Raw genomic sequence first — 24,890 nt, forward strand, 5'->3', positions numbered from 1 at the left:
CCCTTGAGCCCGCATAAATCATGTCTTTCAAGGATCTGCCGGCCGCGGCGCGCCCGCGCGAAAAGCTCATCGCGCAGGGCGCCGCTGCGCTCGGCGATGCCGAGTTGCTGGCCCTGCTGCTGCGCACCGGCGTGGCGGGCAAGAACGTGCTGCAGCTCGCCCAGGAGCTGCGCGACAGCTTCGGCGGGCTGGCCGGGCTCCTCCATGCCGGGCTCGACGACCTCAAACGCATCAAGGGCCTGGGCCCGTGGCCAGACCCTGTCGATGGCCGAGCGCGGCCTGGTCTGAGCAAGAGACGACGAAGCCTTATCCTGAGCCCCATGCCTCTCCCACCCAAAGCCATCAAGAGCCTCGCCGACCTGAAAACGCTGCAGCACAAGCTGGCCGAACAGCGCGAGCGCGAAGCCGCCGCGGCCGCTGCGCGCGCGGCCGCCGAGAAGAAGCGCCTGGCCGAACAGGACCTGTTCGCCCGCGCGATCGGCGCCACCCAGCCGCTGCGCCGCAAGGCCGCCGTGCCGCTGGCGCCCGAGCCGCCGGCGCCGATCCCGGTGCAGCATCAACTGGACGAAGAGCGCGTGCTGCGCGAATCGCTGTCCGACGAGTTCGACGTCACCACGCTGCTCGATGCCGACGATGCGATGAGCTTTCGCCGCCCGGGCATCCACACCGACGTGACGCGCAAATTGCGCGCGGGCGAATGGTCGATCCAGCGCCAGATCGACCTGCACGGCATGCGCAGCGACGAGGCCCGCGAGGCGCTCGGTGCCTTCATCCGCGATGCCTACAAGCAGGGCCTGCGCTGCGTGCGCGTGGTGCACGGCAAGGGGCTGGGCTCGCCGGGACGCCAGCCGGTCCTCAAGGCCAAGGTGCAGCGCTGGCTGATCCAGAAGAGCGAGACGCTGGCTTTCGTGCAGGCCAAGCCGGCCGAGGGTGGAGCCGGCGCGCTGCTGGTGCTGCTGGCGCCGGCGCGGCGCTAGCCGCTTCTGTTTCGCATCCAGTCGGCGGTCTGGAAGAAAGAGTCACGAAGCCGGGCACGCAAGGCTTCCGGCACCCCTGTCTCCCCCATCGCCTGGTCCATGCAGGCCAGCCACTGGTCGCGCTCCTTGATGCCGATCGAATGCCCGCCGATGCTCTGCGGCAGGTGCCGCGCGCGCAGCATCGGATGGCCGAATCGGTCGGTGTAGTGCTGCGGGCCGCCGAGCCAGCCGCAGAGAAACCAGAACAGCCGCTGGCGCGCGTTGTCGAGCGTCGTGCCATGCACGGCGCGCAGTTGCGCATAGGCCGGTTCCAGCTCCATCAGGTCGTAGAAGCGCTCGACCAGCGCGTGGACCTTGGCTTCGCCGCCGATCCATTCGAAGGGCGTGTCGAAGGGCGGCTTGTCTTGAATCTGCATGCCGGCAGTATGCATATGCGAAAGAGCTATTTCTCGGCGCAGGCTTTTGTTGCTATGGTGCGGGCCGACTTCCACTGGAGATAACAACATGCGTTTCCGAATCGCCGCTTCCGCCTTCGCCGCGGCCGCCCTGCTCCTGGGCACCGCCGTCCATGCCGACCAACTCGCCGATATCAAGAAAAAGGGCCAACTGGTCGTCGGCGTGCTCGGCACCGACGAGCCCGCCACCTTCATCGATCCCAAGACGCGCGAGATCATCGGCTACGAGGTCGATCTGGTGAACGCGATCGCCAAGAAGATCGGCGTCAAGCCGGTGCTGAAGCAGATCGCCGTCGCGGCGCGCATTCCCGAGCTGCAGCAGGGCCATGTCGACCTGGTGGCCGCCGGCCTCACGCACAACAAGGAGCGCGAGGCGCAGATCGACTTCTCGCTCACCACCTTCGTCACCGGCCAGAAGGCCATCGTCAAGAAGGACAGCGGCATCACCGCGGTGCCGCAGCTCTCGGGCAAGAAGGTGCTGACCATCCGCGGCGGCACGCAGGAGCCCAATATCAAGAAGGCCGTGCCCGGCGCCGAGGTCGTGACCTTCGACACCAGCCAGCAGGCCTTCCAGGCGCTGCAGCAGGGCAAGGGCGTGGGCTATGTCGACGACGAGGCCGCGCTGCTCAACAGCTACGCCAAGCTCGGCCCGCAGAAGGCGCAGTACGTGGTGCTGCCGCAGAACCTCAGCACCGAGGCGCTGGCCATCGGCATCAGGAAGGGCGAGACCGGCCTCAAGGCGGTGGTCGACGACACGCTGCGCGAGCTCGAGAAATCGGGCGAGGCCGAGAAGATCTTCTTCAAGTGGTACGGCCCGAAGACCAAGTCGGGCTTCGACAAGCGCAGCTTCAAGATCGAGACCGACAAGATCGACAGCTGAGCCCGCGCCGGGCATCCGCGGCGCCGGATGCGTAGGATGTGCCCCGCGCCCGTACGACGCGGGCGCCGACGTATCCGTTCATGCTGCCCTTCGACTACTCCCTGCTCATCACGGGGAAGTACCACGACATGCTCGTCGCGGGCTTCCTGCTGTCGCTGCAACTGCTGGCCGCCTCGCTGATGCTGGCGCTGCCCATCGCGCTGGTGGTGGCGCTGCTGCGCCTGGCGCCGGCCGCGCCGCTGCGCTGGCTGGGCTTCGCCTATGTCGAGTCGATACGCAACATCCCGCTGCTCGCGCATATGCTCTTCTGGTACTTCGGTGCGCCCGAGCTCCTGCCCGAGGACATCAAGCAGCGCCTCTACGCCGGCCGCATCGAGGCGATGAGCGCGGTGGTCGCGCTGGGCCTCTACGCCGCGGCCTACATGGCCGAAGACATCCGCAGCGGCATCCGCGCGATCCCCGCGGTGCAGATGGAAGCCGGCCGGGCGCTCGGCTTCGGCTTTCTCGCGACCATGCGCCGCATCATCCTGCCGCAGGCGCTGCGCGTCACGATCCCGCCCCTCATCTCGCAGACGCTCAATCTCTGGAAAGGCACCAGCATCGCGACCGTGATCGGCGTGGCCGAGCTCATGTACCAGGCCGGGCAGGTCGAGAGCGCGACCTTCCGCAGCGCCGAATCCTTCGCCTTCGCCACGGCGGCCTATCTCACGGTGTCGATGATCATCACCGGCGCGGCCAGCTGGTACCAGCACCGCTTTCCGCCGAGGGCCGCATGATCGAGCTGGTCCAGACCTACTGGATCTACTTCCTGATCGGCCAATACCCCAACGGCCCGCTGGGCGGCCTCGCACTCACCGTGCTGCTGGCCGCGCTGGGGCTGGTGCTCGCCCTGCCCTTCGGCCTGCTGCTGGGCCTGGCGCGCGTCGCCCCCTGGCGCTGGCTGCGCTGGCCGGTCACCACCGTGGCCTTCGTGGTGCGCGGCACGCCGCTGCTCATGGTGGTGTTCTGGGCCTACTTCTTCCTGCCCAGCGTGACCGGCGTCAAGACCGACCAGTTCAGCACCATGCTGATCGCGCTGGTGGTGTTCGACGGCATCTACATCGGCGAGATCGTGCGCGCCGGCATCCTGGGCGTGCCGCGCGGCCAGGTCGAGAGCGCGCGTTCGCTGGGCCTGGGCTACGGCCGCGCGATGCGCTTCGTGGTGCTGCCGCAGGCGCTGCGCAGCATGCTGCCATCGCTGGTGAACCAGTTCGTCTCCACCATCAAGGAGACCTCGCTGGGCTACATCATCGGGCTGGCGGAGGTGTCCTTCATCGCCTCGCAGATCAACACCCAGGTCTTCACCAAGCCGGTACAGGTCTACCTGGTGCTCGGCTTCACGTACTTCGTCATGTGCTTCGGCCTCTCGCGCTTCGCCTACTGGCTGGAGGCGCGCACCAGCCGGCGCACGCTCGTCCGCTCTGCACCGAAAGCACCCGCATGATCCAGTTCGACAACGTCAACAAGTGGTACGGCGACTACCAGGCGCTGGTCGAGGTGAACGAGACCATCGCCCGCGGCGAGGTCGTGGTGGTCTGCGGGCCTTCGGGCTCGGGCAAGTCCACGCTGATCCGCACCATCAACCGGCTCGAGCCGATCCAGTCGGGCCACATCACGGTCGATGGCCGCGACATCCATGCGCGCGGCATCGACCTCAACGACTTCCGCTCGCACATCGGCTTCGTGTTCCAGCAGTTCAACCTGTTCCCGCATCTCACGGTGCTCGGCAACTGCACGCTGGCGCCGATCCAGCTGCGCGGCCTTTCGCGCGCCGAGGCGACGGAACGCGCGATGGCCCTGCTCGATCGCGTCGGCCTGGCCCACAAGGCGAGCGCCTTTCCGTCCGAACTCTCGGGCGGCCAGCAGCAGCGCGTGGCGATCGCACGCGCGCTGGCCATGCAACCGCCGCTGATGCTCTTCGACGAGCCCACCAGCGCGCTCGACCCCGAGATGGTCGGCGAGGTGCTGCTGGTGATGCGCGACCTCACGCGCGAAGGCATGACCATGGTGGTCGTGACGCACGAGATGGGCTTCGCGCGCGACGTGGCCGATCGCGTGCTCTTCATGGACGCCGGCCGCGTGCTCGAACGCGCGACGCCCGACGACTTCTTCAACCGGCCGCAACACCCGCGCGCCCAGCAGTTTCTTGCCGACATCCGCACGCCCTTCGCGCATGCCGTTTGATACCCTGGACATCGCCATGACTTCGCTGCCCCTGATCGACATCGCGCCGCTCACCGCATCGACGCGCGAGCGCGCCGCGGTCGCCGCGCAGATCGGTGAGGCCTGCCGCGCGCACGGCTTCTTCTACATCACCGGCCACGGCATCGACCCCGCGCTGACGCAGCGGCTCGAAGACCTGAGCCGCGCCTTCTTCGCGCGGGGCGAAGCAACCAAGATGCAATGGCGCATGGAACTCGGCGGCCGTGCCTGGCGCGGCTACTTTCCAGTCGCGGGAGAACTCACCTCGGGCCGGCCCGACTGGAAGGAAGGGCTCTACCTCGGCACCGAGCTGCCCGACGACGATCCGCTGGTGCTGGCGCGCACGCCGGTGCACGGGCGCAACGTGTTCCCCGACCTGCCGGGCTTCAAGCAGACCATCCTCGACTACATGGCGGCAGCCACAAGGCTCGGCCACACGCTGATGGAAGGCATCGCGTTGAGCCTGGGTCTGCCCGCCTCCTACTTCGCCGAGCGCTACACGGCCGACCCGCTGATCCTGTTCCGCATCTTCAACTACCCGACGCAGCCGGTGCCAGCGAACCTCGACGTGCAATGGGGCGTGGGCGAGCACACCGACTACGGCCTGCTCACCATCTTGCGGCAGGACGACATCGGCGGACTGCAGGTGCGCACGGGCCAGGGCTGGATCGATGCCGCGCCGGTGCCCGATGCCTTCGTCATCAACATCGGCGACATGCTCGACCGCATGACCGGCGGCCTCTACCGCTCGACGCCGCATCGCGTGATCCGCAACACCTCGGGACGCGACCGGCTTTCGTTCCCTCTCTTCTTCGACCCCAACTTCCATGCGCGCGTGCGGCCGATCGAAGGCCTGCCGAAGCCCGCCGTGGTCGACGACAGCGCCACGCGCTGGGACCGCGCCAACGTGCATGCCTTCAACGGCATCTATGGCGACTACCTGCTCGACAAGGTGTCGAAGGTGTTCCCGCAACTGCGCAGCGCGGTGCTGTAGGCGCGCGGCAGTCCGGACTCAGATCTTCGCCAGCGCCTGCTGCAGATCGGTGCGCAGATCGTCCAGGTCTTCCACGCCCACCGACAGCCGCACCAGCCCATCGCCGATACCCAGCCGCGCGCGCGTCTCGGCTGGAATGGTGGCGTGGGTCATGATGGCCGGGTGCTCGATCAGGCTCTCGACGCCGCCCAGGCTTTCGGCCAGCGAGAAGATCTGCACCGCCTCGAGAAAGCGCCGCGTGCCGGCCAGGTCGCAGCGCAGGTCGATCGAGATCATGCCGCCGAAGCCCTCCATCTGGCGCCGCGCCAGCTCGTGCTGCGGATGCGAAGGCAGGCCCGGGTAGTGCACCCGCGCGACCTGCGCCTGCCGTTCGAGCCACTGCGCCAGCACCAGCGCGCTGCTGCAATGGCGCTCCATGCGCAGCGCCAGCGTCTTCACGCCGCGCAGCGTGAGGAAGCTGTCGAAGGGCCCGGCGATCGCACCCACCGAGTTCTGCAGGAAGCCCAGGCGCTCGCGCAGCGCCTCGTGCCGCGCTTCCCGGCCGACGATGGCAACGCCGCCGATCACATCCGAATGGCCGTTGAGGTACTTGGTGGTCGAGTGCACCACGACGTCGAAGCCCGCCTCCAGCGGACGCTGCACCCACGGGCTCGCGAAGGTGTTGTCGGCCACGCTCAAGATCCCGCGTTCGCGGCAGATCTCGGCGATGGCGCGCAGGTCGGCCAGGCGCAAGAGCGGGTTGGTCGGCGTTTCGACCCAGACCATGCGCGTGTCCGGCCGCAGCGCGGCGACGAGCCTGGCGGGATCGGTGAGGTCGACGAAGCTGAAGCGATGCCCCGCGCTGCGCGCCCGTACGCGCTCGAACAGGCGAAAGGTGCCGCCGTAGACGTCGTCGCCCGAGACGATGTGCGAATTGGCGTCCAGCAATTCGAGCGTGGTCGAGATCGCGGCCAGGCCGGAGGCGAAGGCGAAGGCCGCCGAGCCGCCTTCGAGGTCGGCGATGCAGCGCTCCAGCGCCCAGCGCGTGGGGTTGTGCGAGCGGCCGTAGTCCAGCCCCTTGTGCACGCCGGGGCTCTGCTGCACATAGGTCGAGGTCGCATAGATGGGTTGCATGATCGCGCCGGTCGAGGGGTCGGGCGACTGGCCGGCATGGATCACGCGGGTGGCGAAACCCTTCTTCGGGGTGTTGGGTGGGTCCTGGGTCATTTCAAGCTTCTCCGCAGGTGATTCAACAGGTCGACGCGGGTGATGAGGCCGTGGAATCCGGACTCGTCCGCGATCATCGCCACCAGGCCGCGGTCGAGCACGGCCTCGAGCTCGGCCAGGCTGGCGCCGGACGGCAGAGTCTCGGGCACGTCGGTCATCGCGCTCTTCACGCTCGAACGGAAGCGGCCGGCGTCCGCATGCACGGCCAGCAGCAGATCGGATTCGTCGATCACGCCGACCAGTTGCGCGCCTTCGAGCACCGGCAGCTGCGACACGTCGGCCAGCCGCATGCGCTGGAAGGCGGTGAGCAGCGTGTCCTCGGGGCCGACGCTGATCACGCTGCCGTCCTCGAAGCGGCGCGAGACCACGTCGCGCAGATCGCCATGGTGCTCGCGCACGAGCAGGCCCTGGTCGAGCATCCACTGGTCGTTGTAGACCTTCGAGAGATAGCGCGTGCCGGTGTCGCAGACGAAGGTGACGACGCGCAGCGGCCGCGTCTGCGCGCGGCAGAAGCGCAGCGCTGCAGCCAGCAGCGTGCCGGTGGAGGAGCCGGCGAGGATGCCCTCGGCACGCAGCAGCTCGCGCGCGGTGCCGAAGCTTTCCAGGTCGGAGATCGAATACGCATGCTTCACGCCCGACAGATCGGCGATGCCCGGGATGAAGTCCTCGCCGATGCCCTCGACCGCCCACGATCCGGCTTCGCCCACCGTGCCGCTTCGCGTGTACTCCGCGACCACCGAGCCCGCCGGATCGGCCAGCACGAAGAAGAGCTGCGGCTGCAGTTCGCGGAAGTAGCGCGTGAGCCCGGTGATGGTGCCACCCGAGCCGACGCCGACCACGATCGCATCCACGTCGTGCCCGCATTGCTGCCAGATCTCGGGGCCGGTGCTGGACTGGTGCGCGAGCGGGTTGTCGGGGTTGTTGAACTGGTCGGCGAAAAAGGCGCCGGGGATCTCCTTCGCGAGCCGCGCGGCGTAATCCTGGTAGTAGTCGGGATGGCCCTTGCCCACGTCCGAGCGCGTGGTGTGCACCTCGGCGCCGAGCGCCTTGAGGTGCAGCACCTTCTCGGTCGACATCTTGTCGGGCACCACCAGCACCACGCGATAGCCCTTGGCGCGCGCCACCAGCGCCAGGCCCAGGCCGGTGTTGCCGGCCGTCGCCTCGACCACGGTGCCGCCGGGTTGGAGGCGGCCGTCGCGCTCGGCCGCATCGATCATCGAGAGGCCGACGCGGTCCTTGATCGAGCCGCCGGGATTCTGCGACTCGAGCTTGAGGAACAGCGTGCAGGGGCCGGTGTCCAGCCGCGTGACCTGCACCAGCGGCGTGTTGCCGATCAGGTCCAGCACCGCGGGTCGGGTTTCAGTCGTCATGTCGTCCACCTTGTGCAGTCGACATGATCGTAGTCGCCCTGCGCCTACTCCGCTGCCCGCCGCAGCGTGTCGACCACCGGCCGGCGCAGCACTTCGCGCAGGCCCCACCAGCCAGCCGCGAGCGCGAGCACGGCGCCGGCCAGCGAGCCGGCGATGGGCACCAGCGGCGAAGCGGTCCAGGTGAAGTCGAACACATAGCGCGCCAGGCCCCAGCCGATCAGCGAGGCGACGATGCTCGCGAGGAAGCCGGCCAGCAGGCCCACGCCCACGAGTTCGGCGCGCTGCACCTGGCGCAGCAGGCTGCCGCGCGCGCCGACCGCGCGCATCACGGCGAATTCGCGCGCGCGCTCCTCGCGCGTGGCGGTGACCGCCGCGAACAGCACCACGAGGCCGGCCGCGAGCGTGAAGCCGAACAGGAACTCCACCGCGCGGATCACCTGGTCGAGCACGCGCTGCACCTGGCCGATGGTGGCGCTCATGTCGACGTTGGTCACGTTGGGGTAGCTGCGCACCAGCGCGTTGTCGAAGCCCTTCACGTCCGGCGCGCGGAACGCGCCCATGTAGGTGAGGGGCACCTCGGGCAGCGCATCCACGGTGTACATGACGAAGAAGTTGGCATGCAGCGAACCCCAGTCGACCTTGCGCAGGGAGGTGATGCGCGCATCGTTCTGCATTCCACCGATGTCGAAGCGCAGGCTGTCGCCGAGCTTCATCCCCAGGGTCTCGGCCAGCCCTTCCTCGACGCTCAGCTCGCCGGCGGCGCCGGGCTTCCATGCGCCGGCCGTGACGACGTTGTGCGCCGGCGCCTCGGCGCTGGTGCTCAGGTTGAACTCGCGGTCGACCAGCCGCTTCGCGCGGTCGTCCGCGTAGTCGTCGGGCGAGACCGACTTGCCGTTGATGGCGACGAGGCGCCCGCGGATCATGGGATACCAGTCGAACTTCCTCACGCCGTTGTCGCGCAGGGTCTTCTGGAAGCCCTCGCTCTGGTCGGGCATGACGTTGATCACGAAGCGGTTCGGCGCGTCGGGCGGCGTCGCCTTGCGCCAGCTGGCCACGAGATCGGTGCGCAGCAGCACCAGCAGCACCAGCGCCAGCAGGCCCACCGCCAGCGCGCTGACCTGCACCACCGCATAGGCCGGCCGCGCCGAGATCTGGCGCGTCGCCAGCACCAGCCAGCGCGGCGCCGTCGTTTCGTTGACGCTGCGGCGCAAGAGCAGCACCGCGATCCAGCTCAGGAGCGCGAACACCGCCACCGCCGCCGCGAAGCCGCCGACCGCGATCAGCCCCAGCTTCAGGTCGCTGCTGGCCGCCACCAGCAAGGCGGCAAAGCCGGCCACGCCGAGCGCCAGCACCGCGATCGAGGCCGGCTTCAGGTTGCCGACGTCACGCCGGATCACGCGCAGCGGCGGCACCTGCGCGAGCTGCAGCACCGGCGGCAGCCCGAAGGCGAACAGCAGCGTGAGTCCCATGCCAAGGCCGAAGGCCACGGGCCAGAGGGTGGCCGCGGGCAATGCGGTCTCGACCAGGCCCGCGAGCAGCAGCACGAAGACATAGTGCACGCTGTAGCCGATGGCCACGCCGAGCGCGCTGGCAAAGAGGCCGATGGCGGCGAACTCGAAGGCATAGGCCTGCGCGATGGTGCGCTGGCTCTGGCCCAGCACGCGCAGCATGGCGCAATCGTCCAGGTGGCTGGCCGCGAAGCCGCGCGCGGCCAGCGCCACCGCCACGGCCGACAGCAGCGCCGCCAGCAGCGCCACCAGGTTGAGGAATTTCTCGGCCCGGTCCAGCGTCTGGCGCATCTCGGGGCGGCCGCTTTCGAAGGAGTCGAGGCGCAGGCCACGCAGCTCGCCCTTCTTGATCGCCGCGTCGGCCCAGTCGCTGAAGGTCTTGACGGCGCGCGCCTCGCCGGCCACGGCAAAGCGGTAGCTGACGCGGCTGGCCGGTTGCACGAGGCCGGTGCGCGGCACGTCGGCCTGGTTGAGCATCACGCGCGGCGCGAAGCTCATGAAGCCAGCGCCGCGGTCGGGCTCGAGCGTGATCACGCGCGCGATGCGCAGGCCGGCATCGCCCAAAAGCAGCGTGTCGCCCACCTTGAGCGCCAGCGATTCGAGCAGCGACGCATCGACCCAGGCGTCGCCCGGCGCCGGCACGTCCCGCGTCGGCCGGCCCGGCACGCCGGGCTCGGTGCTCACCTGCAGGCTGCCGCGCAGCGGATAGCCGTCCTCCACCGCCTTGAGCGCGACCAGCTTGCTGGCGCCGCCCTGCTCCTCGCCGGCGCGTGCCATGGTCGGAAAACCGTAGGTGCTCGCGTCCTGCAGCCCGAGCGCACGTGCACGCTCGACGAAAGCCTTCGGCGTCGGGTTGTCGCTCGCGAGCACCGCATCGCCGCCGAGCAGCTGGCGCGCATCGCGCTGCAGTCCGCCCTTGAGCCGGTCGGCGAAGAAACCGACCGCGGTGAGCGCCGCCACGGCAAGCAGCACGGCCACGATGAGGAGCCGCAGTTCGCCGGCGCGCAAGTCGCGCCAGAGGGTGCGCCAGCCTAGGCGAAGAGAAGCATTCATGGGCGAGACGATAGCCGAGCCGCAAGGCCCGGCCAAACCGAAGGGCTTAGGCGGCGCTCGTGACGCGGGCGCCCGCGAGCTCAGGCTGCAACACCAGCCGCTCGGCACCGGCATAACAGACGAAGCGCTTGTTGGTCGCGCGCCCGATCGCGCACAAGCCCACGCGCATCGCGACCTCATGACCCATCTGCGTGATGCCGCTGCGCGAGACCACGATGGCCACGCCCATCTGGGCCGACTTGATCACCATCTCGCTCGTGAGGCGCCCGGTGGTGTAGAACACGCGGCCGCCCGTAAGCCTTTCTGCGGGCTGCATCGCGATCCAGCCGGCGATGGTGTCGATCGCGTTGTGGCGCCCCACGTCCTCGACGAAGCACTGCATGTGCGCTTCATCACCCTGGCCGAGCGTGAACAGCGCGCAGCCATGCACCGAGCCGGCCGACTTGTAGGTGCTCTCCTGGAGCCGGATGACGTTGACGAGCGCATAGAGCTGCGCCTGCCGCATGCGCGTGCCGGGCAGCTCGAGCTTGTCGATGCCGGCCATCAGCTCGCCGAACACGCTGCCCTGGCCGCAGCCCGTGGTCACCACCTTCTTGGCGGTGCGCTCCTCGATGCGGTCGATGCCGGCATGGGTCTTCACGGCCGCCGCACCCACCTCCCAGTCGACCGTGATCGATTCGACGTCGGCCGCGGACTCGATGAGCCGCTGGTTCAGCAGGTAGCCCAGCACCAGCAGCTCGGGCTGGGCGCCGAGCGTCATCAGCGTGACCAGTTCGCGGCGGTCGACGTAGACCGTCAGGTCGCGTTCGGCCGGGATCGAGACGACGCCGCGTTCGCCGTGCTCGTCGACGATCTCCACTTCGCGCGTGAGTTCGGCGCGGGCCGAAGTCAGGCGCGGAAGCGGCAAGGCAGTCGTCACTGTTTCGGCGTGGGATTCGTCGCCGCCGCTGGCTGGGCGGTGCTCGGCGGCGCAGCTGCCGTGGCGGCCGGCGAATGGGCACCAGCGGCCTCGATCGGCTTCTGCTCGGCCGGCGGCACGAAGGCGAAGGGGCCGGGGTCGGTGCAGGCGGGCGTCGCCGGCGCCGGTGGCAACTGCTTGCCGGCCGCTGCCGCGCTGGCGCGGTATTTGGCCGTCACCTTGTCCTGCGCCTGGCAGAGCTGGTAGGCATCGACCTTGCCTGTCCATGCGGTCTTGGCCGCGGTCTCCGCGGCCTTGAGCTTGGCCTCGGGCGTGGAAGGCGGCGCCGGCAGCTTGGCGAAAGCGGTGGAGGCCAGGCCCAGGGCCAGGCCGCAGACGATCAGCATCTTCTTCATGAGGGGCTTCCTTCGACCCGGACGGTCTTCGCGGGCGCGGCGCCCGAGACCTCGGCGCTGCGCTGGACGGGAATCTTGCCGGCAGCGATGTCGTCGTACCAGAGCTCGTGATGTTCGCGGGCCCAGGTCTCGTCGACATAGCCGTGGCGCATGGCGCTGAAGGCGCCCTTCATGCCCAGCGTGCCGATGTAGATGTGACCCATGATCATCGCCATCATGAGCAGCGTGGCCACCGCGTGGACCATGTGCGCGATCTGCATCTCGCCGCGCGTGTAGACGAAGCCCGGCAGCAGCTTGTCGAGGAACAGGCCCGAGCCGGCCACGATGCTGCCGAGCACGAGGATGCCGCCCCAGAACACCACCTTCTCGCCGGCGTTGAAGCGGTGCGAAGGCACTTCCTTGCCGCCGAACAAGCCGCCGAAGTGGGCTAGCCACTTGAGGTCCATCCTCGTCGGGAAGTTGTCGCGCACGAAGGTGATGAACATCAGGATGAGCGTGACGACGAACAGCGGGCCGACGAAGTTGTGCACGGTCTTCAGCGCATAGGTCAGCCAGCCGAACAACGCGGCGCCGATGATGGGCAGCAGCAAGAACTTGCCGAAGGCCATCACCAGACCCGAGACGGCCAGCGTGACGAAGGCGATCGCGTTCGACCAGTGGGTGGCGCGCTCGAAGGGCGTGAAGCGCTCGATCTTGCGGCCGGTTTCGGTGCCGTGCAGGCCGATCGCGCCGCGCGTGAAATAGAAGATCGCGATCGCCAGCAGCATCACGAAGAGCAGCGCCGCACCGTAGGGAATGATCCAGTCGTTGCGCACCTGGCGCCAGGCCTCGCCGGCGTTGGTATAGCGCGAGCCCGGGTACTGCACGAAGCGCTGGATCAGGTTGCCGGCTTCGGGCGCCTGAGACTTCGGCAGGCTGCTGTAGCCCGTCACGCCTTCGCCCACCTGGCGCCACATCGGCGCGTTGTTGCCGGGCTGCACCTTCGCGCGCTCGGCATTGCTTTGCTGCAGGTAGTTGGGATCGGCGCTCGCCTCGGGCTTGACCTCGAAGATGTTCTGGCTTTTGATGCCGCCGGCCTGCTGCTGCTGCGGCGCCGCAGCGGCGGCAGGCGGCTCGGCGACCGCGCCGCCGGCAGCCGGGTTCGGCGCCTGGGCCAGGGCCGGGCCGGCGGCCAGCGCGGCGATGAGCACCAGGGCGTTCAGAAGAGCCTTGTTCATGCAGCCTTCCTTCCGCTCAGTTGTCTCGGACGTAGTCGTTCTGGCCGTTCTGCGCGCGCGTCTTGAGCTGCTGCTGCCAGGCGTTCTTGTCGCCGACCTGCCAACCCGACGCGGTGAATGCCGTGCCCGCGTTCTGCTGCGTGCCGGTGCCGGTCCAGGGCGCGGCATCGAGCTTGACGCCCTCGGCGTTGGTCTGCGGCTTCTCGCCACAGGCCGCCAGCAGCACCGCGGCCGAGCCGAGCGCCATCGTCAATGCCAGTGCGCGCCTCATTTCGTGCCTCCGTTGGTCGGCGTGCCGGCCTGCTTCGAGCCGTAGGCCGTGCCCCAGCCCCAGACTTCGGCGCCCTTGCCGCGATGCAGCACGCGGGTGCGGAAGATGTCGGCCACCACGTCGCCGTCGCCGGCCAGCAGCGCCTTGGTCGAGCACATCTCGGCGCAGGCCGGAAGCTTCCCTTCGGCCAGGCGGTTGCGCCCGTACTTCTCGAACTCGGCCTGCGAGCCGTTGGCCTCGGGGCCGCCGGCGCAGAAAGTGCACTTGTCCATCTTGCCGCGCGCACCGAAGGTGCCTTGCGAGGGGAACTGCGGCGCGCCGAAGGGGCAGGCGTAGGAGCAGTAGCCGCAGCCGATGCAGACATCCTTGTCGTGCAGCACCACGCCTTCTTCGGTGCGGTAGAAGCATTGCACCGGGCACACCGCCATGCAGGGCGCGTCGGAGCAGTGCATGCAGGCCACCGAGATCGACTTCTCGCCCGGCACGCCGTCGTTGAGCGTCACCACGCGGCGGCGGTTCACGCCCCACGGCACCTCGTTCTCGTTCTTGCAGGCCGTGACGCAACCGTTGCACTCGATGCAGCGCTCGGAATCGCAGACGAACTTCATTCTTGCCATATCGATTCCTCTTTATGCTTTCTCGATGTTGCAGACCGTGGTCTTGGTCTCTTGCATCATGGTCACGCTGTCGTAGCCGTAGGTGGTCGAGGTGTTGATCGCCTCGCCGCGCACCACCGGCGCCGCGCCCTTGGGGTAATAGGCGAGCATGTCCGCCCCCTGCCAGTGGCCGGAGAAGTGGAAGGGCATGAACACGGTGTCGGGACCCACGCGCTCGGTGACCAGCGCCTGCACGTTGAGCTTGGCGCCGGTGGGCGTGTGCACCCAGGCGCGCTCGCCGTTGCGGATGTTCTTCTCGGCCGCTACCTTGGGGTTGATCTCGATGAACATCTCCTGCTGCAGCTCGGCGAGCCAGGGGTTGGAGCGGGTTTCCTCGCCGCCGCCCTCGTACTCGACCAGCCGGCCCGAGGTCATGATGAAGGGGAACTTCTCGGCCACCTTGTCGGCGATGTTCTTCTGCTGCACGCTCTTGTAGAGCGTGGGCAGGCGCCAGAAGGCCATCTTGTCGTCGTGCGTCGGGTACTTGGCCATCAGGTCCGGCCGCGTGCCGTAGAGCGGCTCGCGGTGCTGCGGGATGGCATCGGGGAAGTTCCACACCAGCGCGCGCGCCTTGGCGTTGCCGAAGGGGTGGCAGCCATGGTTCTTCATGGTCACGCGGATGATGCCGCCCGAGCTGTCGGTCTTCCAGTTCTTGCCCTCGGCCTTGGCCTTCTCGGCCGCGGTGAGCTCGTCCCACCAGCCGAGCTTCTTGAGCAGCAGGTGGTCGAATTCCGGATAACCGGTGGTGATCTCGGCGCCCAGCGAATGCGAGCCGTCCTCGGCCAGCAGGTTCTTGCCGTTGCGCTCGACGCCGAAGTTCGCGCGGAAGTTGCCGCCGCCGTCCATCACGTGCCGCGTGGTGTCGTAGAGGTTCGCGCTGCCCGGATGCTTGAGCTCGGGGGTGCCATAGCAGGGCCACGGCAGCCCGAAGTAGTCGCCCGAGAGGTCGTAGCCGTTGACCTTGTCCTTGCCCGACTTGGCCCTGAGCGTGCGCACGTCGAAGGCGCCCATGTTGCGCATGTGGGCCTGCAGCCGCTCGGGGCTCTGCCCGGTGTAGCCGATGGTCCAGACGCACTTGTTGATCTCGCGCAGGATGTCGTCCGGCACGGGCTCGTCCATGCCCTTGACCTTCTGCATCTTGTAGTTCTTGCTGAGCTCCTTGCCGAAGCCGAGCCGGTCGGCGAACTGCTGCATGATCATGTGGTCGCTGCGGCTTTCCCACAGCGGCTCGATCACTTTTTCGCGCCATTGCAGCGAGCGGTTCGAGGCGGTGACGGAGCCGCTGGTTTCGAACTGCGTGCAGGCCGGCAGCAGATACACCGCGCGATTCGGATTCAGGTCTTCCGAGCGGCCCGGCATCGCCGCCATCGCCGCGGTGGCCGAGGGGTACGGGTCCACCACCACCAGCAGGTCCAGCTTGTCCATGGCCCGCTTCATCTCGAGGCCGCGGGTCTGCGAATTGGGCGCATGGCCCCAGTAGAAGACGCCGCGCAGATTCGAATCCTGGTCGATCAGCTCGTTCTTCTCGAGCACGCCGTCGATCCAGCGCGAGACCGTGAGGCCCGGCTTGGCCATCATCGCGGGCGAAGCGAAGCGGCCCTTGATCCACTCGAAGTCCACGCCCCAGGTGGCGGCGAAATGCTTCCACGAGCCTTCGGCCAGGCCGTAGTAACCGGGCAGCGAATCGGGGTTGGGGCCGACGTCGGTAGCGCCCTGCACGTTGTCGTGGCCGCGGAAGATGTTGGTGCCGCCGCCCGACTTGCCCACGTTGCCCAGCGCCAGCTGCAGGATGCAGGAGGCGCGCACGATCGCGTTGCCGATGGTGTGCTGGGTCTGGCCCATGCACCAGACGATGGTGCCGGGGCGGTTCTCGTTGAGCCAGGTTGCGACCTTCAGCACCTGGGCTTCCTTGACGCCGCAGGCTTCCTCGACCTTGTCGGGCGTCCACTTGGCCATCACGTCGGCGCGCACCTCGTCCATGCCGAAGACGCGATCGTTGATGTACTTCTTGTCTTCCCAGCCGTTCTTGAAGATGTGGTACAGGATGCCGAAGAGGAAGGGAATATCCGAACCCGAACGGATGCGCACGTACTCGTCGGCCTTGGCCGCGGTGCGGGTGAAGCGCGGGTCGACCACGATCATCTTGCAGCCGTTTTCCTTGGCATGCAGCATGTGCAGCATGCTCACCGGATGGGCCTCGGCCGCGTTCGAGCCGATGTAGAGCGCAACCTTCGAATTGCGCATGTCGTTGTACGAGTTCGTCATGGCGCCGTAGCCCCATGTGTTCGCCACGCCGGCGACCGTGGTCGAGTGGCAGATGCGCGCCTGGTGGTCGCAGTTGTTGCTGCCGAAGAAGCTCACGAACTTGCGCAGCAGATAGGCCTGCTCGTTGTTGTGCTTGCTGGAGCCGATCCAGTAGATCGAATCGGGGCCGCTGGCCTTGGTCAGCTCCTTGAGCCTGGCGCTGATCTCGTCGAGCGCCGTGTCCCAGCTGATGCGTTCGTACTTGCCGTTCACCAGCTTCATCGGATAGCGCAGCCGGTACTCGCCGTGGCCGTGCTCGCGCAGCGCCGCGCCCTTGGCGCAGTGCGCACCCAGGTTGAGCGGCGAATCGAACACCGGCTCCTGCCGCACCCAGACGCCGTTCTCGACCACCGCGTCCGAGGCGCAGCCGACCGAGCAGTGCGTGCAGACCGTGCGCTTGATCTCGATCTTGCCGGCGCCGACCGCAGCCGGCTTGCCATCCCCGGCGGCTTCGGCCTTGCGCATCAGCGTGAGCTGGCCCGCGGCCAGACCCACGCCGACACCCAGCCCGGAGCGCCGCAGGAAGGCGCGCCGGTCCATGGTCGGCAACGCATTGGCGAGGCCGCGCCGCAGGCTGTGGACGAAGGGCGAGGAGGAGGAAGAAGAGGAACGGGAAGAGGCACTGTCGAGCGCAGCGCCGGTCGCTTTCCGGGTCAACAACATGGTGGTGTTCGTCCTCAGGCCGAAGTGGTCTTGTAGTAGTGCTTGACGTGCTCGCTCAGCGTGTAGCCGCCGCCCTTCTCGGGCGCAGGCTTCGGAACGGGTGTGGCGGCGGAAACAGGCTCCGGCGCGACTTTGGGCAGCACCGTGACGGCTGCTGCAGCTGCGCCGACCGAGGCGGCGCCGAAAAAGAACCCGCGGCGGGACGCCGGCTTGGGACCGGCGGATTGGCTGTCCTGCATTAACAACTCCAGGAGTGGCTGGGTGGAACTAGATATGAAACCAGTTACATATATTTGGATACTAGTCGAGACCCTGATATTTCGTAAATCTATTTCCCTCAGACTCAGTTCAGCATGTCGAAGCCCTGCGCTTCGACCTCTGCGAATGCGCGCGTCAGCACCGCCAACGCGGCATAGAAGTTCGCCTTCGGATGCTGCGCCACCGCATCGCACATGGCGGGCAGCCAAGACTGAACATGGGTCGAGAAGAAGGCCTGCTGCTGCGTGAGATTGGCGACCGCGACGTCCTCGCCCGCGATCAGGTAGCGCATCACTTCGAACAGGCAGGCGATGTGGTCCTCGGTCTCGGAGACCGCCTGCTCGCGCGCCAGGCCGAGCCGGTCGAGGTCGGTACGCAGCTGGGCCAGCGGCTTGTCGTTGAGAAAGCCGCTCAGGTAGTGCGAACCGAACAGGTAGACCTCGGGCTTGCCGATGCCGCCGAAGAGCGCGTCGTACTCGCTCTTCGCCGCGGCGGCGTCGAGGCCGCGCGCCACGCCCACGAGCTGGCGCCAGGGCTCCTCGAGAAAGGCGCCCGCGGCCGGCGCCTCGGTCGGCGCGACCTGGAAGACGCCGAGCAACTCGGCATCGGGCGCCGCATACCAGAGCCGCGCCAGCAGGCCGTAGAGCTCGGCGCGCGCAAGCTCCTCGTCGAGCGCGGAGGAAACCGGAAAACTATCGCTCATAACTGCGTGATCTTCATTTCGTTCTGCGCGCTGTACAGGTCGATGACCCGGCAGTCGCTGCACATCTTGAGCCGCTCGAGCGCCTCGCCCTGGAACATCGCATGGCCCGCGAGCTTGCCGAGCATGGCCTCGATCGCCTTCTGCGTGCCGAAGGGCTTGCCGCAGCGGATGCAGCTCCAAGGCTTGGCTTCGTTGAGCACCACCGGCTGCTTGCGCTCGGCCGCGACCAGCAGCCGCGGCACCAGCGAGATCGCGTCCTCGGGGCAGGTGGTTTCGCAAAGACCGCACTGCACGCAGTTCTTCTCGACGAAGCGCAGCTGCGGCGCGTTCGGGTTGTCCTGCAGCGCACTGGCCGGGCAGGCGCTGACGCAGGCCAAGCACATCGTGCACTTGTTCTTGTCGACCTCGATCGTGCCGAAGGGCGAGCCTGCCGGCAGCGGAATCGCGAGTGGCGCTTCGGGCGCCGCCTTCAGCGCCGGCGCCGCGTCGATCAGGTGGTCGAGCGCGAGTTCGAGCGTGCTGCGTTTCTCGGTGCCGACCGCGAAGCGCGCCGCCGTGGCCGGCCGCTGCTGGCGCGTGTCGCGCAAGGCGGCCAGCGCGGCATCCAGGGCCGCGGGCGTCGCCGCCTCGATCAACCGGAAGTGAGTTCCCGTGTAGCCCAGCCCCAGCAGCAGCGCCTGCGCGATCGCCATCTGCTTGCGCAGCGCATCGAGGTAGGCCGGCGCCTCCTCACCGGTCGCGAGCACGGCCACCTGCGAAGCGCCGAAGGCGACCGCGCTGAGCCAGAGGTCGATGCCGGTGCTTGCGGCATGCCAGAGGCCAACCGGGATCACGTTCGCGGGCACGCCCTGCGCGCGGCCGAGCTGCGCGTCGCGCCCGAGCCGTTCGACCAGCGCCTGCCCGCCTTCCTGGCTGTGCAGCAGCAGCACGGCATCGCGCCCGCCCGCGCCTGCATAGGTGGAAAGCAGCGTGCGCAGCTTCAGGCCTTGGTCGGGCGTGCGCGGATAGGTGTAGCCGAGCGCTCCGGTCGGGCAGACGGTGGTGCAGGCGCCGCAGCCGACGCAGAGGTTCGGGTTGACGACGATGCGCTGGCGTTCCTTGTCGCTCGCCACCGCGTGCGCGGAGCAGACCTCGATGCAGGCATTGCAGCCGACCACTTCGTTGCGGCTGTGCGCGCAAAGCTTCTGCTTGTAGTCGAAGAACTTCGGCTTCTCGAACTCGCCGACCAGCTCGCGCAAGCGCAGCAGGGTTTGCAGGCCCTGCGCATGCGCGAGGCCGCCGGCCAGGTGGAAATAGCCCTGCGGCGGCGCATGCCAGTCGATGAGCGGCGCGGCGCCGAGATCGAGCACCAGGTCGAAGGCGCCGTCGAGTTGCGCGGGCGCGCGGCTGAAATCGATCGCGCCGGCCACCGTACAGGCGCGTTCGCAGTCGCGGTGCGAGGTGCACTTGGCGTTGTCGATCTGGTAGTCGAAGCCGATGGCCTGTTCCGGGCAGACCGCGAGGCAGGCGTTGCAGCGCGTGCAGAGATCGAGGTCGATCGCGTTGTCGCGCGTCCACTGCAGCTTGAAGGCGCCGAGCCAGCCGGCGAGCGAATCGATGCGGCCCGCGATCACCGGCCAGCGGCGCTCCTGCGCACCGCCGAACATGCCGGGGCCCTGCGAAAAGATCGTGACGTCCAGCGCGTCGCCCACCAGCGCAGCCGCCTTCTCCGCTTCGTCGAGCGCACCGACGATCAGCAAGCGGCCCTGGCTCGCATAGCTGACCGTCGACACGGGATCAGGCTCGGGCAGGCTGGCGGCGGCGAGCAGCGCGGCGATCTTCGGCATCGCGCTCTTCGCGTCGCGGCTCCAGCCGCCGGTTTCGCGGATGTTGACGAAGCGGATCGGAGACACCGCATCCGGGGTCTGTTGCGCGAGCTCGCCGAACAAGCGCTTCTCCTGCGTACAGGCCACCACCACCTCGTCGCCGGACTGGATCGCGCGCTGGAAGGCCGGCGCCTCGCGCCGGCACAGTGCCGAATGGAGAGGCAGGGTCTCAGCCAGTGCCGTCCCGAGCGTCTTCGGCTCGAGGGGCATCGTCTTGTTGCAGTCGCAGATCAGCGTGGTGGTCATCGGTCTCTTGGCTGGCGGGTTGCGCATCGGCAACCGGCGGGCTGGGAACTTCCTCGGGAGGCATCGACTGTGCCACGTCCGGGGGTGCGTGGGCCTCAGGGTCTTCTTTCGATTCTTCTTCCTCGAACAGGTTCAGGAACTTCGCGCTCGCCATCTGGCGCAGCACGCTCTCGGGCACCGGGGTCGACTGGGAGTAGTCGTCGATGTAGGTGTCCAGCCCGTCCATCACATTGAAATGCGGATCGGCGAACAGCTTCTTGAAGGCCGCGTTCTTGACCTCGGGCGCGACGTTCTTCGCGACGAAGGGCTTGAAGTCGGAGTCGATGGTCAACGCTTCGGCATCAGCCAGCGTGGGCGGCGGTATTTCTCCTTCCCCCTCTGGCGGAAGGCCGGGATGGGGGCTGGGCGTCTCGACCAGCGCAGCCGGTTCAACCGGAACGGCCGCCACCGGCTCCGGCGGCGGCACCTCCCCTTCGCGCACCTGCTGCTTGCGCCGCGACCAGCGATCGAAGAAGCCCTCAGACATCGCCCGCTCCCCGGCCGCGCTTCTTCTCGGTCGACACGCTGGCCGCATTGCCGAAGCGGTCGACCAGCGGCTTGAAGCTCTCCGGCCGCTTGCGGCGCTTGGGCTCGACCACGTAGTGTTCTTCGACGAAGGCGCGCAGCCACGCCACCACCTCCTCGGGCGCCGGCACCTGCTCGACGTTCTCCTGCGCATCGAGCCAGCGGCCCGCTTCGTTGTAGCTCAGCGTCACCGTCAGCGGCCGCGCGATCGGCTCCGGCGCGAGGGTCGCCTCTTCTTCCATGCGCCACATCACGAACCAGCAGGGCGCGGGCGTTGTTGCGTTGAGCTGGTAACCCTCTGCTTCATCGCGAAACAGTTCGACCTGGAAGCCCGGGTGCAGCCAGCGCTGCGCGCCCTCGTCGTCGCGCAAGAGCCGCGGCGCGTCGCCGAAGCCCGGCTCGTCGGGCACCACCTCGTCGAGCGTCCAGCGCCAGGGCTGCCAATGGCTCGACGGGCCATGGAGCCGCTCGCGCCGCATCACGACCGCCACGGCGAGACAAGGGTGTGCGCCCCCGGATGGAGTTTCGGATGGGACCATGCGGCGGACGATAGCCGATGCACCGCCGGCGACACGCAAGCGGGGTTTCGCGCCGGCGCAGCCGCTTCCCAAGCTCAAAGGCGAACCTTGCCGTCCTGCGTCAGCATCGACAGATCGACGTAGCTCGATGCCGCGTGATTGCGGGCACTGAAGTCGACGCGGAAGCCGCCGAAGTCGGCGTTCTGGATCGACTCCAGGCCGGCGACCAGCGAATCGCGCGTCGGCGCGCGGCCCGCGCGGCGAAGTCCCTCGGCCAGCACCTTGGCGGCCACGTAGCCTTCCATGCTCGAATAGTTGGGCTTGGCCTCAGGGCCGGCCTTGCGCGTGGCCTCCAGGTATTCGCGCGAGATCGGCGTGTTGGTCGAGAACGGAGAGGGCATCACCTGGCTGACCATGATGCCGCGGGCGTCCTTGCCGAGCTCGTCGCCCAGCGCCTCGGTGCCGACGAAGGACACGTTGAAGAAGGTGCCGCCGTAGCCGGCCTTGCGCGCTTCGCGGATGAAGGCCGCGCAGGCCTTGTAGGCGCCGATCTGCACCACGGCCGTGGGGCCGGCGGCAGTGATGTCTTTTACCGCCTGCGCGACGTTCACCGAATTGCGCTCGACCTTGCCCACGGCCACCGGGTCCAGGGCGAGCGGCTTGAGCGCACGCTTCACGCCCTCCAGCCCGGCCTGGCCGTAGGCATCGTTCTGGTGGAACACCGCGATCTTCCTGAGACCCAGCGAGGTGAGCTGCTTCACGATCAGCGCGGTCTCGTCGTAGTACGAGGCACGGACATGGAACACCGTCTTGCGCAACGGCTCGCGCAGGGCCTCGGCACCGGTGAACGGGCCGAAGAACGGAATCTTCGCCGCGTCGACCAGCGGCATCGCCGCCAGGCAGGTGGGCGTGCCCACGTAGCCGAAGAGCGCGAAGACCTCGTCCTTGATGAGCTTGTCGGTGTTCGCCTTGCAGCGTTCGGGCTCGTAGCCGTCATCGAGCGTGCGCAGTTCGACGCTGCGGCCGTTGATGCCGCCCGAGGCATTGAGCGCATCGAAGAAGATGCGCGCGCCCTTGTTCATCTGAATGCCCAGCTGCTCGGCCGGGCCGCTGAATGCGGCCGATTGCCCGAGCACGATGCGCGCCGGTTGGGCCCAAGCCGGAAGTGCCAGCGCGGCGCTCGCGGCGGCAAGGCGTTGGATCGCGTGCCGGCGTTGAATCGGTTTTTCCATCGAGTAAGTGAGTCAGGCGCTCATGTAACTAGTAGTGACTTACTGTAACTTAAAATCGATGAGACCTAGGGGTTAACCCTAGATCAACGGCAGGCGTCGTCCGACGCCTCAGGCCGCGAGCGCCGCGATCTCGGCTGCGCTCAACGCGCCGCTATAGATGCGAAGGTCCTGCATGCGCCCGTTGAAGCAAGGGTCGGCCGGGTACTGCGAGCGGCCGAGCCAGTTCTGGGTGGTGTCGCCGAGCTGGAAGGGCGCGAGCGCAATCGCGTTGTTGCTGCCGGCAGCCACGCCGTCAACGTACAGCGTGCCGGTGGTGCCCGACAGGGTGACCGCCAGGTGCACCCAGCGGCCGGTGGGCAACGCGCTCGCCACGATGCTCTGCTCACCGTACCAGGTGGTGCCGGTCACCGTGAAGCGCATCGAGCCGCCGGCATCGCGCGGCAGCAGTGCGAGGTAGGCGATGTCGCTGGAGCCGAAGTCGAACACGCGTGTGTTGGTGACGGCGGCGTTCCAGTACACCCATACCGCGATCGTGAAGTCGCCCAGGCTGGAGAGCACACCGGCGGGCAGCGCGAGGTGGCCGCTGCTGCCGTCGAGCGCCAGCGCGCGGCCGCCGCTGCGGCCTTCGCCCCAGCTGGCGCCGCCCTGCAGCGTGCCGCTTTGGCCGTTGCCGCTGCCATCGGTGGCCGTGGTTCCGCTCGCCGCATCCAGCGGCAGTTGCGCGCGCAGCTCGCCGGGCAAGGCCACGCGCGCCACGTTGGAGACGCTGCTCTCGCCGCTTGCGCTCACCGCGGTGACGACGTAGTGCCAGATGCCGTTGCCCGGCGTGTCGGTGTAGGTGCGAGGGTCGGTGACGCTGGCGACGGTGGCGAAAGGCCCGTTCGCCGAAGTGCCTCGCTTGACCTTGTAGCTCGTCGCGCCTGCGCTGCCCCACCACGACAGCAGTACCTGGCCAGCAGTGACGTAGGCCGTGAGGCCGCTCGGCGGCGTGCCCGCGGCTACGGGATCGCGGCTGTAGGTCAGCGTGCCGAAGCTCGGCTGGTCGCCGCCCCATTCGCTGCGCTCGGGGCGTAGCTGGGCGGCGATGGTCGCCACCCAGGGCGCCGCAAGCCCCTTGCGATTGACGTAGTGGTTGTAGATCGACTCCCAGCACGGGCGCAGGTTGGGCTGCCCGGCCGTCGACACCACGGTGAAAGTCCCCTGCCTGTTGACATAGGTCGAGAACGGCGGCGAGTAGTACTGGCCGTTGCCGTCCTGCAGGTTCGACATGGCCACGTACTCGGCGGCGGCGAGGAAGCGGTTGTTGCCGTAGCCGTAGAGGTCCTCGCCCTGGCTCCAGGCCATTTCGCACAGCAGGCCGGTGAGCGCCATGCCGAGCGTGGAGTGTCCCTGGTCCCGGCCGCTTTCCTGCCATTGCCCCAGGTAGCCGGGGTGGAGCATGTAGACGTTGTGTGCCGCCGCCCCGTTGCCGCGGCCGGTCTTGTAGTAGGCGATGGCCTCGTCATAAAGATCGGTGCGATCGCAGAAGATGCCGATGGCCAGGATGGCGCAGATGTTGCACAGATCCCAGTTGGCCCAGTAGTTGGTGATGTTCGCGTCGTTGTGCCTGATCAGGAAACTGTGGCTGAGCGGATAGAACACCTCCAGCAGCAGCTTCTGGAAGCGCGCGATGCCTTCGGACGACCAGCCCGGATAGCTGCGCATCATCTCGGCCGCATTGGCCCATTGGTAGCCGTAGATGCCGGCGGCCAGGAAGCGGTCGGAGTTGCCATTGAGTGCCGTCATCGTCGACGACCATGCGTCGAGGTATTGCACCGCCAGGTCCGCGTAGGCGGTGTTGCCGGAGACCTTCCAGCGCAGCGCGAACTGGTAGGCGCGCTCCATGTCCTCGACCATGGTGCGGTGGTTCTCGCCGTCGCCGCCGCGCACCACCGTTGCCAGCGGCACGGGCGCGCGGCCGAGCTGGGCACGGCTGCTGGAGGTGAGCGCATTCCAGCCGTCGACCCAGGGTTGGGCGCCGGCCGCGATCTTGGTTCGCATGCGCTCGAAATCGGCCTCGGTGTGCAGCAGACCGGGATGCGTGAACTTTCGCGCTTGCGACGTCAAGGTGGAGTTGGTGACAGGCTCGGTCGCAGCGACTTCGGTGGACGTGGCCGTCGAAGTCGCCGCATTCTGTTGCGTGGTGCCGAGCGCACCGGCGCTGCCGAAGCCGCTGCTTCCACCGTCTCCGCAGGCCGCGGTTCCCAGGGCTGCGAAGCTCACTGCGCCCACGCAGAAGAGGCGGCGATCCAATGAAATGTCGTTGTCGTTTTTTGGCTGGTCCACGTTTGACTTGGCGTTGTGATGTGCTGGATAAGTTACGGCCAGCAACATATATGCCAGTCACTCGAGCCAG

23 protein-coding genes and 1 pseudogene are annotated in these 24,890 nt (G+C 68.0%); 7 read left to right on the plus strand and 17 right to left on the minus strand.

The annotated features are described in order from the left end of the window. Positions 1–20 precede the first annotated feature (20 nt). Positions 21–188, plus strand: a pseudogene (locus tag ACSQ86_RS22060) (UPF0758 domain-containing protein); the annotation flags it as partial. 132 nt (positions 189–320) lie between these two features. Next, on the plus strand, positions 321–977 hold the full coding sequence (locus ACSQ86_RS22065) for a Smr/MutS family protein (protein WP_436293393.1): 657 nt from the start codon (positions 321–323) through the stop codon (positions 975–977). Here the strand turns inward: ACSQ86_RS22065 and ACSQ86_RS22070 are convergent. Then, positions 974–1,393, minus strand: coding sequence for a group II truncated hemoglobin (locus ACSQ86_RS22070; RefSeq protein ID WP_093106012.1), 420 nt, complete (start codon positions 1,391–1,393; stop codon positions 974–976). The genes ACSQ86_RS22065 and ACSQ86_RS22070 overlap by 4 nt on opposite strands. 88 nt (positions 1,394–1,481) lie before the next feature. On the opposite strand from ACSQ86_RS22070, the gene ACSQ86_RS22075 reads away from it, so the two are divergent. The 5 genes from ACSQ86_RS22075 to ACSQ86_RS22095 all read left to right on the plus strand — a co-directional run bounded on the left by ACSQ86_RS22075 (position 1,482) and on the right by ACSQ86_RS22095 (position 5,547). Then, complete coding sequence (locus tag ACSQ86_RS22075) at positions 1,482–2,312, plus strand: ABC transporter substrate-binding protein (protein ID WP_436305067.1); 831 nt, start codon at positions 1,482–1,484, stop codon at positions 2,310–2,312. Positions 2,313–2,392: 80 nt separating this feature from the next. Then, on the plus strand, positions 2,393–3,088 hold the full coding sequence (locus ACSQ86_RS22080; protein ID WP_436306336.1) for an amino acid ABC transporter permease: 696 nt from the start codon (positions 2,393–2,395) through the stop codon (positions 3,086–3,088). Continuing rightward, on the plus strand, positions 3,085–3,795 hold the full coding sequence (locus ACSQ86_RS22085; RefSeq protein WP_093106007.1) for an amino acid ABC transporter permease: 711 nt from the start codon (positions 3,085–3,087) through the stop codon (positions 3,793–3,795). Before ACSQ86_RS22080 ends, ACSQ86_RS22085 begins: the two co-directional genes overlap by 4 nt. Then, the gene (locus ACSQ86_RS22090; protein ID WP_436293392.1) at positions 3,792–4,535 is read left to right on the plus strand and encodes an amino acid ABC transporter ATP-binding protein; all 744 of its coding nucleotides are present in this window, start codon (positions 3,792–3,794) and stop codon (positions 4,533–4,535) included. The genes ACSQ86_RS22085 and ACSQ86_RS22090 overlap by 4 nt, the downstream gene beginning before the upstream one ends. A 16-nt stretch (positions 4,536–4,551) precedes the next feature. After that, complete coding sequence (locus ACSQ86_RS22095) at positions 4,552–5,547, plus strand: isopenicillin N synthase family dioxygenase (protein ID WP_436305068.1); 996 nt, start codon at positions 4,552–4,554, stop codon at positions 5,545–5,547. 18 nt (positions 5,548–5,565) lie between these two features. Here ACSQ86_RS22095 and ACSQ86_RS22100 read toward each other — a convergent pair whose 3' ends face one another. From ACSQ86_RS22100 to ACSQ86_RS22175, 16 genes are all read right to left on the minus strand, one after another. Continuing rightward, positions 5,566–6,753 (minus strand): trans-sulfuration enzyme family protein, encoded by a 1,188-nt coding sequence (locus ACSQ86_RS22100; protein WP_093105999.1) that lies wholly within the window; start codon positions 6,751–6,753, stop codon positions 5,566–5,568. Then, positions 6,750–8,123 carry a pyridoxal-phosphate dependent enzyme gene (locus tag ACSQ86_RS22105; protein ID WP_436305069.1) on the minus strand — a complete coding sequence of 458 codons (1,374 nt, stop codon included), beginning with the start codon at positions 8,121–8,123 and terminating at the stop codon, positions 6,750–6,752. The genes ACSQ86_RS22100 and ACSQ86_RS22105 overlap by 4 nt, the downstream gene beginning before the upstream one ends. Positions 8,124–8,167: 44 nt before the next feature. After that, on the minus strand, positions 8,168–10,684 hold the full coding sequence (locus ACSQ86_RS22110; RefSeq protein ID WP_436305070.1) for an ABC transporter permease: 2,517 nt from the start codon (positions 10,682–10,684) through the stop codon (positions 8,168–8,170). A 46-nt stretch (positions 10,685–10,730) separates the two neighbouring features. Beyond that, positions 10,731–11,591 (minus strand): formate dehydrogenase accessory sulfurtransferase FdhD, encoded by an 861-nt coding sequence (locus ACSQ86_RS22115; protein WP_436305071.1) that lies wholly within the window; start codon positions 11,589–11,591, stop codon positions 10,731–10,733. An 8-nt stretch (positions 11,592–11,599) separates the two neighbouring features. Then, the gene (locus ACSQ86_RS22120; RefSeq protein ID WP_436309595.1) at positions 11,600–11,998 is read right to left on the minus strand and encodes a hypothetical protein; all 399 of its coding nucleotides are present in this window, start codon (positions 11,996–11,998) and stop codon (positions 11,600–11,602) included. After that, on the minus strand, positions 11,995–13,215 hold the full coding sequence (locus ACSQ86_RS22125) for a formate dehydrogenase subunit gamma (protein ID WP_436309596.1): 1,221 nt from the start codon (positions 13,213–13,215) through the stop codon (positions 11,995–11,997). The genes ACSQ86_RS22120 and ACSQ86_RS22125 overlap by 4 nt, the downstream gene beginning before the upstream one ends. A 16-nt stretch (positions 13,216–13,231) precedes the next feature. After that, entirely contained in the window at positions 13,232–13,486 is a 255-nt protein-coding gene (locus ACSQ86_RS22130; protein WP_436305073.1) for a hypothetical protein, read from the minus strand. Further along, positions 13,483–14,103 carry a formate dehydrogenase FDH3 subunit beta gene (gene fdh3B, locus ACSQ86_RS22135; RefSeq protein WP_436305074.1) on the minus strand — a complete coding sequence of 207 codons (621 nt, stop codon included), beginning with the start codon at positions 14,101–14,103 and terminating at the stop codon, positions 13,483–13,485. Before fdh3B ends, ACSQ86_RS22130 begins: the two co-directional genes overlap by 4 nt. Before the next feature lie 12 nt (positions 14,104–14,115). Further along, positions 14,116–17,109, minus strand: a complete 2,994-nt coding sequence (locus ACSQ86_RS22140; protein WP_436309597.1) for a formate dehydrogenase subunit alpha — start codon at positions 17,107–17,109, stop codon at positions 14,116–14,118. A 14-nt stretch (positions 17,110–17,123) separates the two neighbouring features. Beyond that, on the minus strand, positions 17,124–17,348 hold the full coding sequence (locus ACSQ86_RS22145; RefSeq protein WP_093105975.1) for a formate dehydrogenase: 225 nt from the start codon (positions 17,346–17,348) through the stop codon (positions 17,124–17,126). 104 nt (positions 17,349–17,452) lie between these two features. Beyond that, positions 17,453–18,070: a TorD/DmsD family molecular chaperone gene (locus ACSQ86_RS22150; RefSeq protein ID WP_436305076.1), complete on the minus strand. Its 618-nt coding sequence runs from the start codon at positions 18,068–18,070 to the stop codon at positions 17,453–17,455. Then, positions 18,067–20,145 carry a 4Fe-4S dicluster domain-containing protein gene (locus ACSQ86_RS22155; RefSeq protein ID WP_436310295.1) on the minus strand — a complete coding sequence of 693 codons (2,079 nt, stop codon included), beginning with the start codon at positions 20,143–20,145 and terminating at the stop codon, positions 18,067–18,069. Before ACSQ86_RS22155 ends, ACSQ86_RS22150 begins: the two co-directional genes overlap by 4 nt. Beyond that, positions 20,105–20,707, minus strand: a complete 603-nt coding sequence (locus tag ACSQ86_RS22160) for a DUF3306 domain-containing protein (protein WP_436305077.1) — start codon at positions 20,705–20,707, stop codon at positions 20,105–20,107. The genes ACSQ86_RS22155 and ACSQ86_RS22160 overlap by 41 nt, the downstream gene beginning before the upstream one ends. After that, positions 20,700–21,284, minus strand: a complete 585-nt coding sequence (locus ACSQ86_RS22165) for a DUF3305 domain-containing protein (protein WP_436309598.1) — start codon at positions 21,282–21,284, stop codon at positions 20,700–20,702. Before ACSQ86_RS22165 ends, ACSQ86_RS22160 begins: the two co-directional genes overlap by 8 nt. A 74-nt stretch (positions 21,285–21,358) precedes the next feature. Continuing rightward, positions 21,359–22,495, minus strand: a complete 1,137-nt coding sequence (locus ACSQ86_RS22170; protein WP_436309599.1) for an ABC transporter substrate-binding protein — start codon at positions 22,493–22,495, stop codon at positions 21,359–21,361. A gap of 108 nt (positions 22,496–22,603) precedes the next feature. After that, positions 22,604–24,820: a LamG-like jellyroll fold domain-containing protein gene (locus ACSQ86_RS22175; protein ID WP_436309600.1), complete on the minus strand. Its 2,217-nt coding sequence runs from the start codon at positions 24,818–24,820 to the stop codon at positions 22,604–22,606. Positions 24,821–24,890: the final 70 nt, after the last annotated feature.

The organism is Variovorax sp. LjRoot130 (assembly GCF_964253755.1).
Classification (GTDB): domain Bacteria; phylum Pseudomonadota; class Gammaproteobacteria; order Burkholderiales; family Burkholderiaceae_C; genus Variovorax.

What these genes read in the sequence shown, in the direction of transcription:
- ACSQ86_RS22070 (WP_093106012.1), bottom strand. Translation starts at nt 1,393, where the DNA reads ATGCAGATTCAAGACAAGCCGCCCTTCGACACGCCCTTCGAATGGATC.
- ACSQ86_RS22130 (WP_436305073.1), bottom strand. Translation starts at nt 13,486, where the DNA reads ATGAGGCGCGCACTGGCATTGACGATGGCGCTCGGCTCGGCCGCGGTG.
- ACSQ86_RS22095 (WP_436305068.1), top strand. Translation starts at nt 4,552, where the DNA reads ATGACTTCGCTGCCCCTGATCGACATCGCGCCGCTCACCGCATCGACG.
- ACSQ86_RS22125 (WP_436309596.1), bottom strand. Translation starts at nt 13,215, where the DNA reads ATGAACAAGGCTCTTCTGAACGCCCTGGTGCTCATCGCCGCGCTGGCC.
- ACSQ86_RS22145 (WP_093105975.1), bottom strand. Translation starts at nt 17,348, where the DNA reads ATGCAGGACAGCCAATCCGCCGGTCCCAAGCCGGCGTCCCGCCGCGGG.
- ACSQ86_RS22140 (WP_436309597.1), bottom strand. Translation starts at nt 17,109, where the DNA reads ATGTTGTTGACCCGGAAAGCGACCGGCGCTGCGCTCGACAGTGCCTCT.
- ACSQ86_RS22150 (WP_436305076.1), bottom strand. Translation starts at nt 18,070, where the DNA reads ATGAGCGATAGTTTTCCGGTTTCCTCCGCGCTCGACGAGGAGCTTGCG.
- ACSQ86_RS22100 (WP_093105999.1), bottom strand. Translation starts at nt 6,753, where the DNA reads ATGACCCAGGACCCACCCAACACCCCGAAGAAGGGTTTCGCCACCCGC.
- ACSQ86_RS22160 (WP_436305077.1), bottom strand. Translation starts at nt 20,707, where the DNA reads ATGTCTGAGGGCTTCTTCGATCGCTGGTCGCGGCGCAAGCAGCAGGTG.
- ACSQ86_RS22085 (WP_093106007.1), top strand. Translation starts at nt 3,085, where the DNA reads ATGATCGAGCTGGTCCAGACCTACTGGATCTACTTCCTGATCGGCCAA.
- ACSQ86_RS22105 (WP_436305069.1), bottom strand. Translation starts at nt 8,123, where the DNA reads ATGACGACTGAAACCCGACCCGCGGTGCTGGACCTGATCGGCAACACG.
- fdh3B (WP_436305074.1), bottom strand. Translation starts at nt 14,103, where the DNA reads ATGGCAAGAATGAAGTTCGTCTGCGATTCCGAGCGCTGCATCGAGTGC.
- ACSQ86_RS22165 (WP_436309598.1), bottom strand. Translation starts at nt 21,284, where the DNA reads ATGGTCCCATCCGAAACTCCATCCGGGGGCGCACACCCTTGTCTCGCC.
- ACSQ86_RS22065 (WP_436293393.1), top strand. Translation starts at nt 321, where the DNA reads ATGCCTCTCCCACCCAAAGCCATCAAGAGCCTCGCCGACCTGAAAACG.
- ACSQ86_RS22120 (WP_436309595.1), bottom strand. Translation starts at nt 11,998, where the DNA reads ATGAAGAAGATGCTGATCGTCTGCGGCCTGGCCCTGGGCCTGGCCTCC.
- ACSQ86_RS22170 (WP_436309599.1), bottom strand. Translation starts at nt 22,495, where the DNA reads ATGGAAAAACCGATTCAACGCCGGCACGCGATCCAACGCCTTGCCGCC.
- ACSQ86_RS22075 (WP_436305067.1), top strand. Translation starts at nt 1,482, where the DNA reads ATGCGTTTCCGAATCGCCGCTTCCGCCTTCGCCGCGGCCGCCCTGCTC.
- ACSQ86_RS22110 (WP_436305070.1), bottom strand. Translation starts at nt 10,684, where the DNA reads ATGAATGCTTCTCTTCGCCTAGGCTGGCGCACCCTCTGGCGCGACTTG.
- ACSQ86_RS22090 (WP_436293392.1), top strand. Translation starts at nt 3,792, where the DNA reads ATGATCCAGTTCGACAACGTCAACAAGTGGTACGGCGACTACCAGGCG.
- ACSQ86_RS22155 (WP_436310295.1), bottom strand. Translation starts at nt 20,145, where the DNA reads ATGCCCCTCGAGCCGAAGACGCTCGGGACGGCACTGGCTGAGACCCTG.
- ACSQ86_RS22080 (WP_436306336.1), top strand. Translation starts at nt 2,393, where the DNA reads ATGCTGCCCTTCGACTACTCCCTGCTCATCACGGGGAAGTACCACGAC.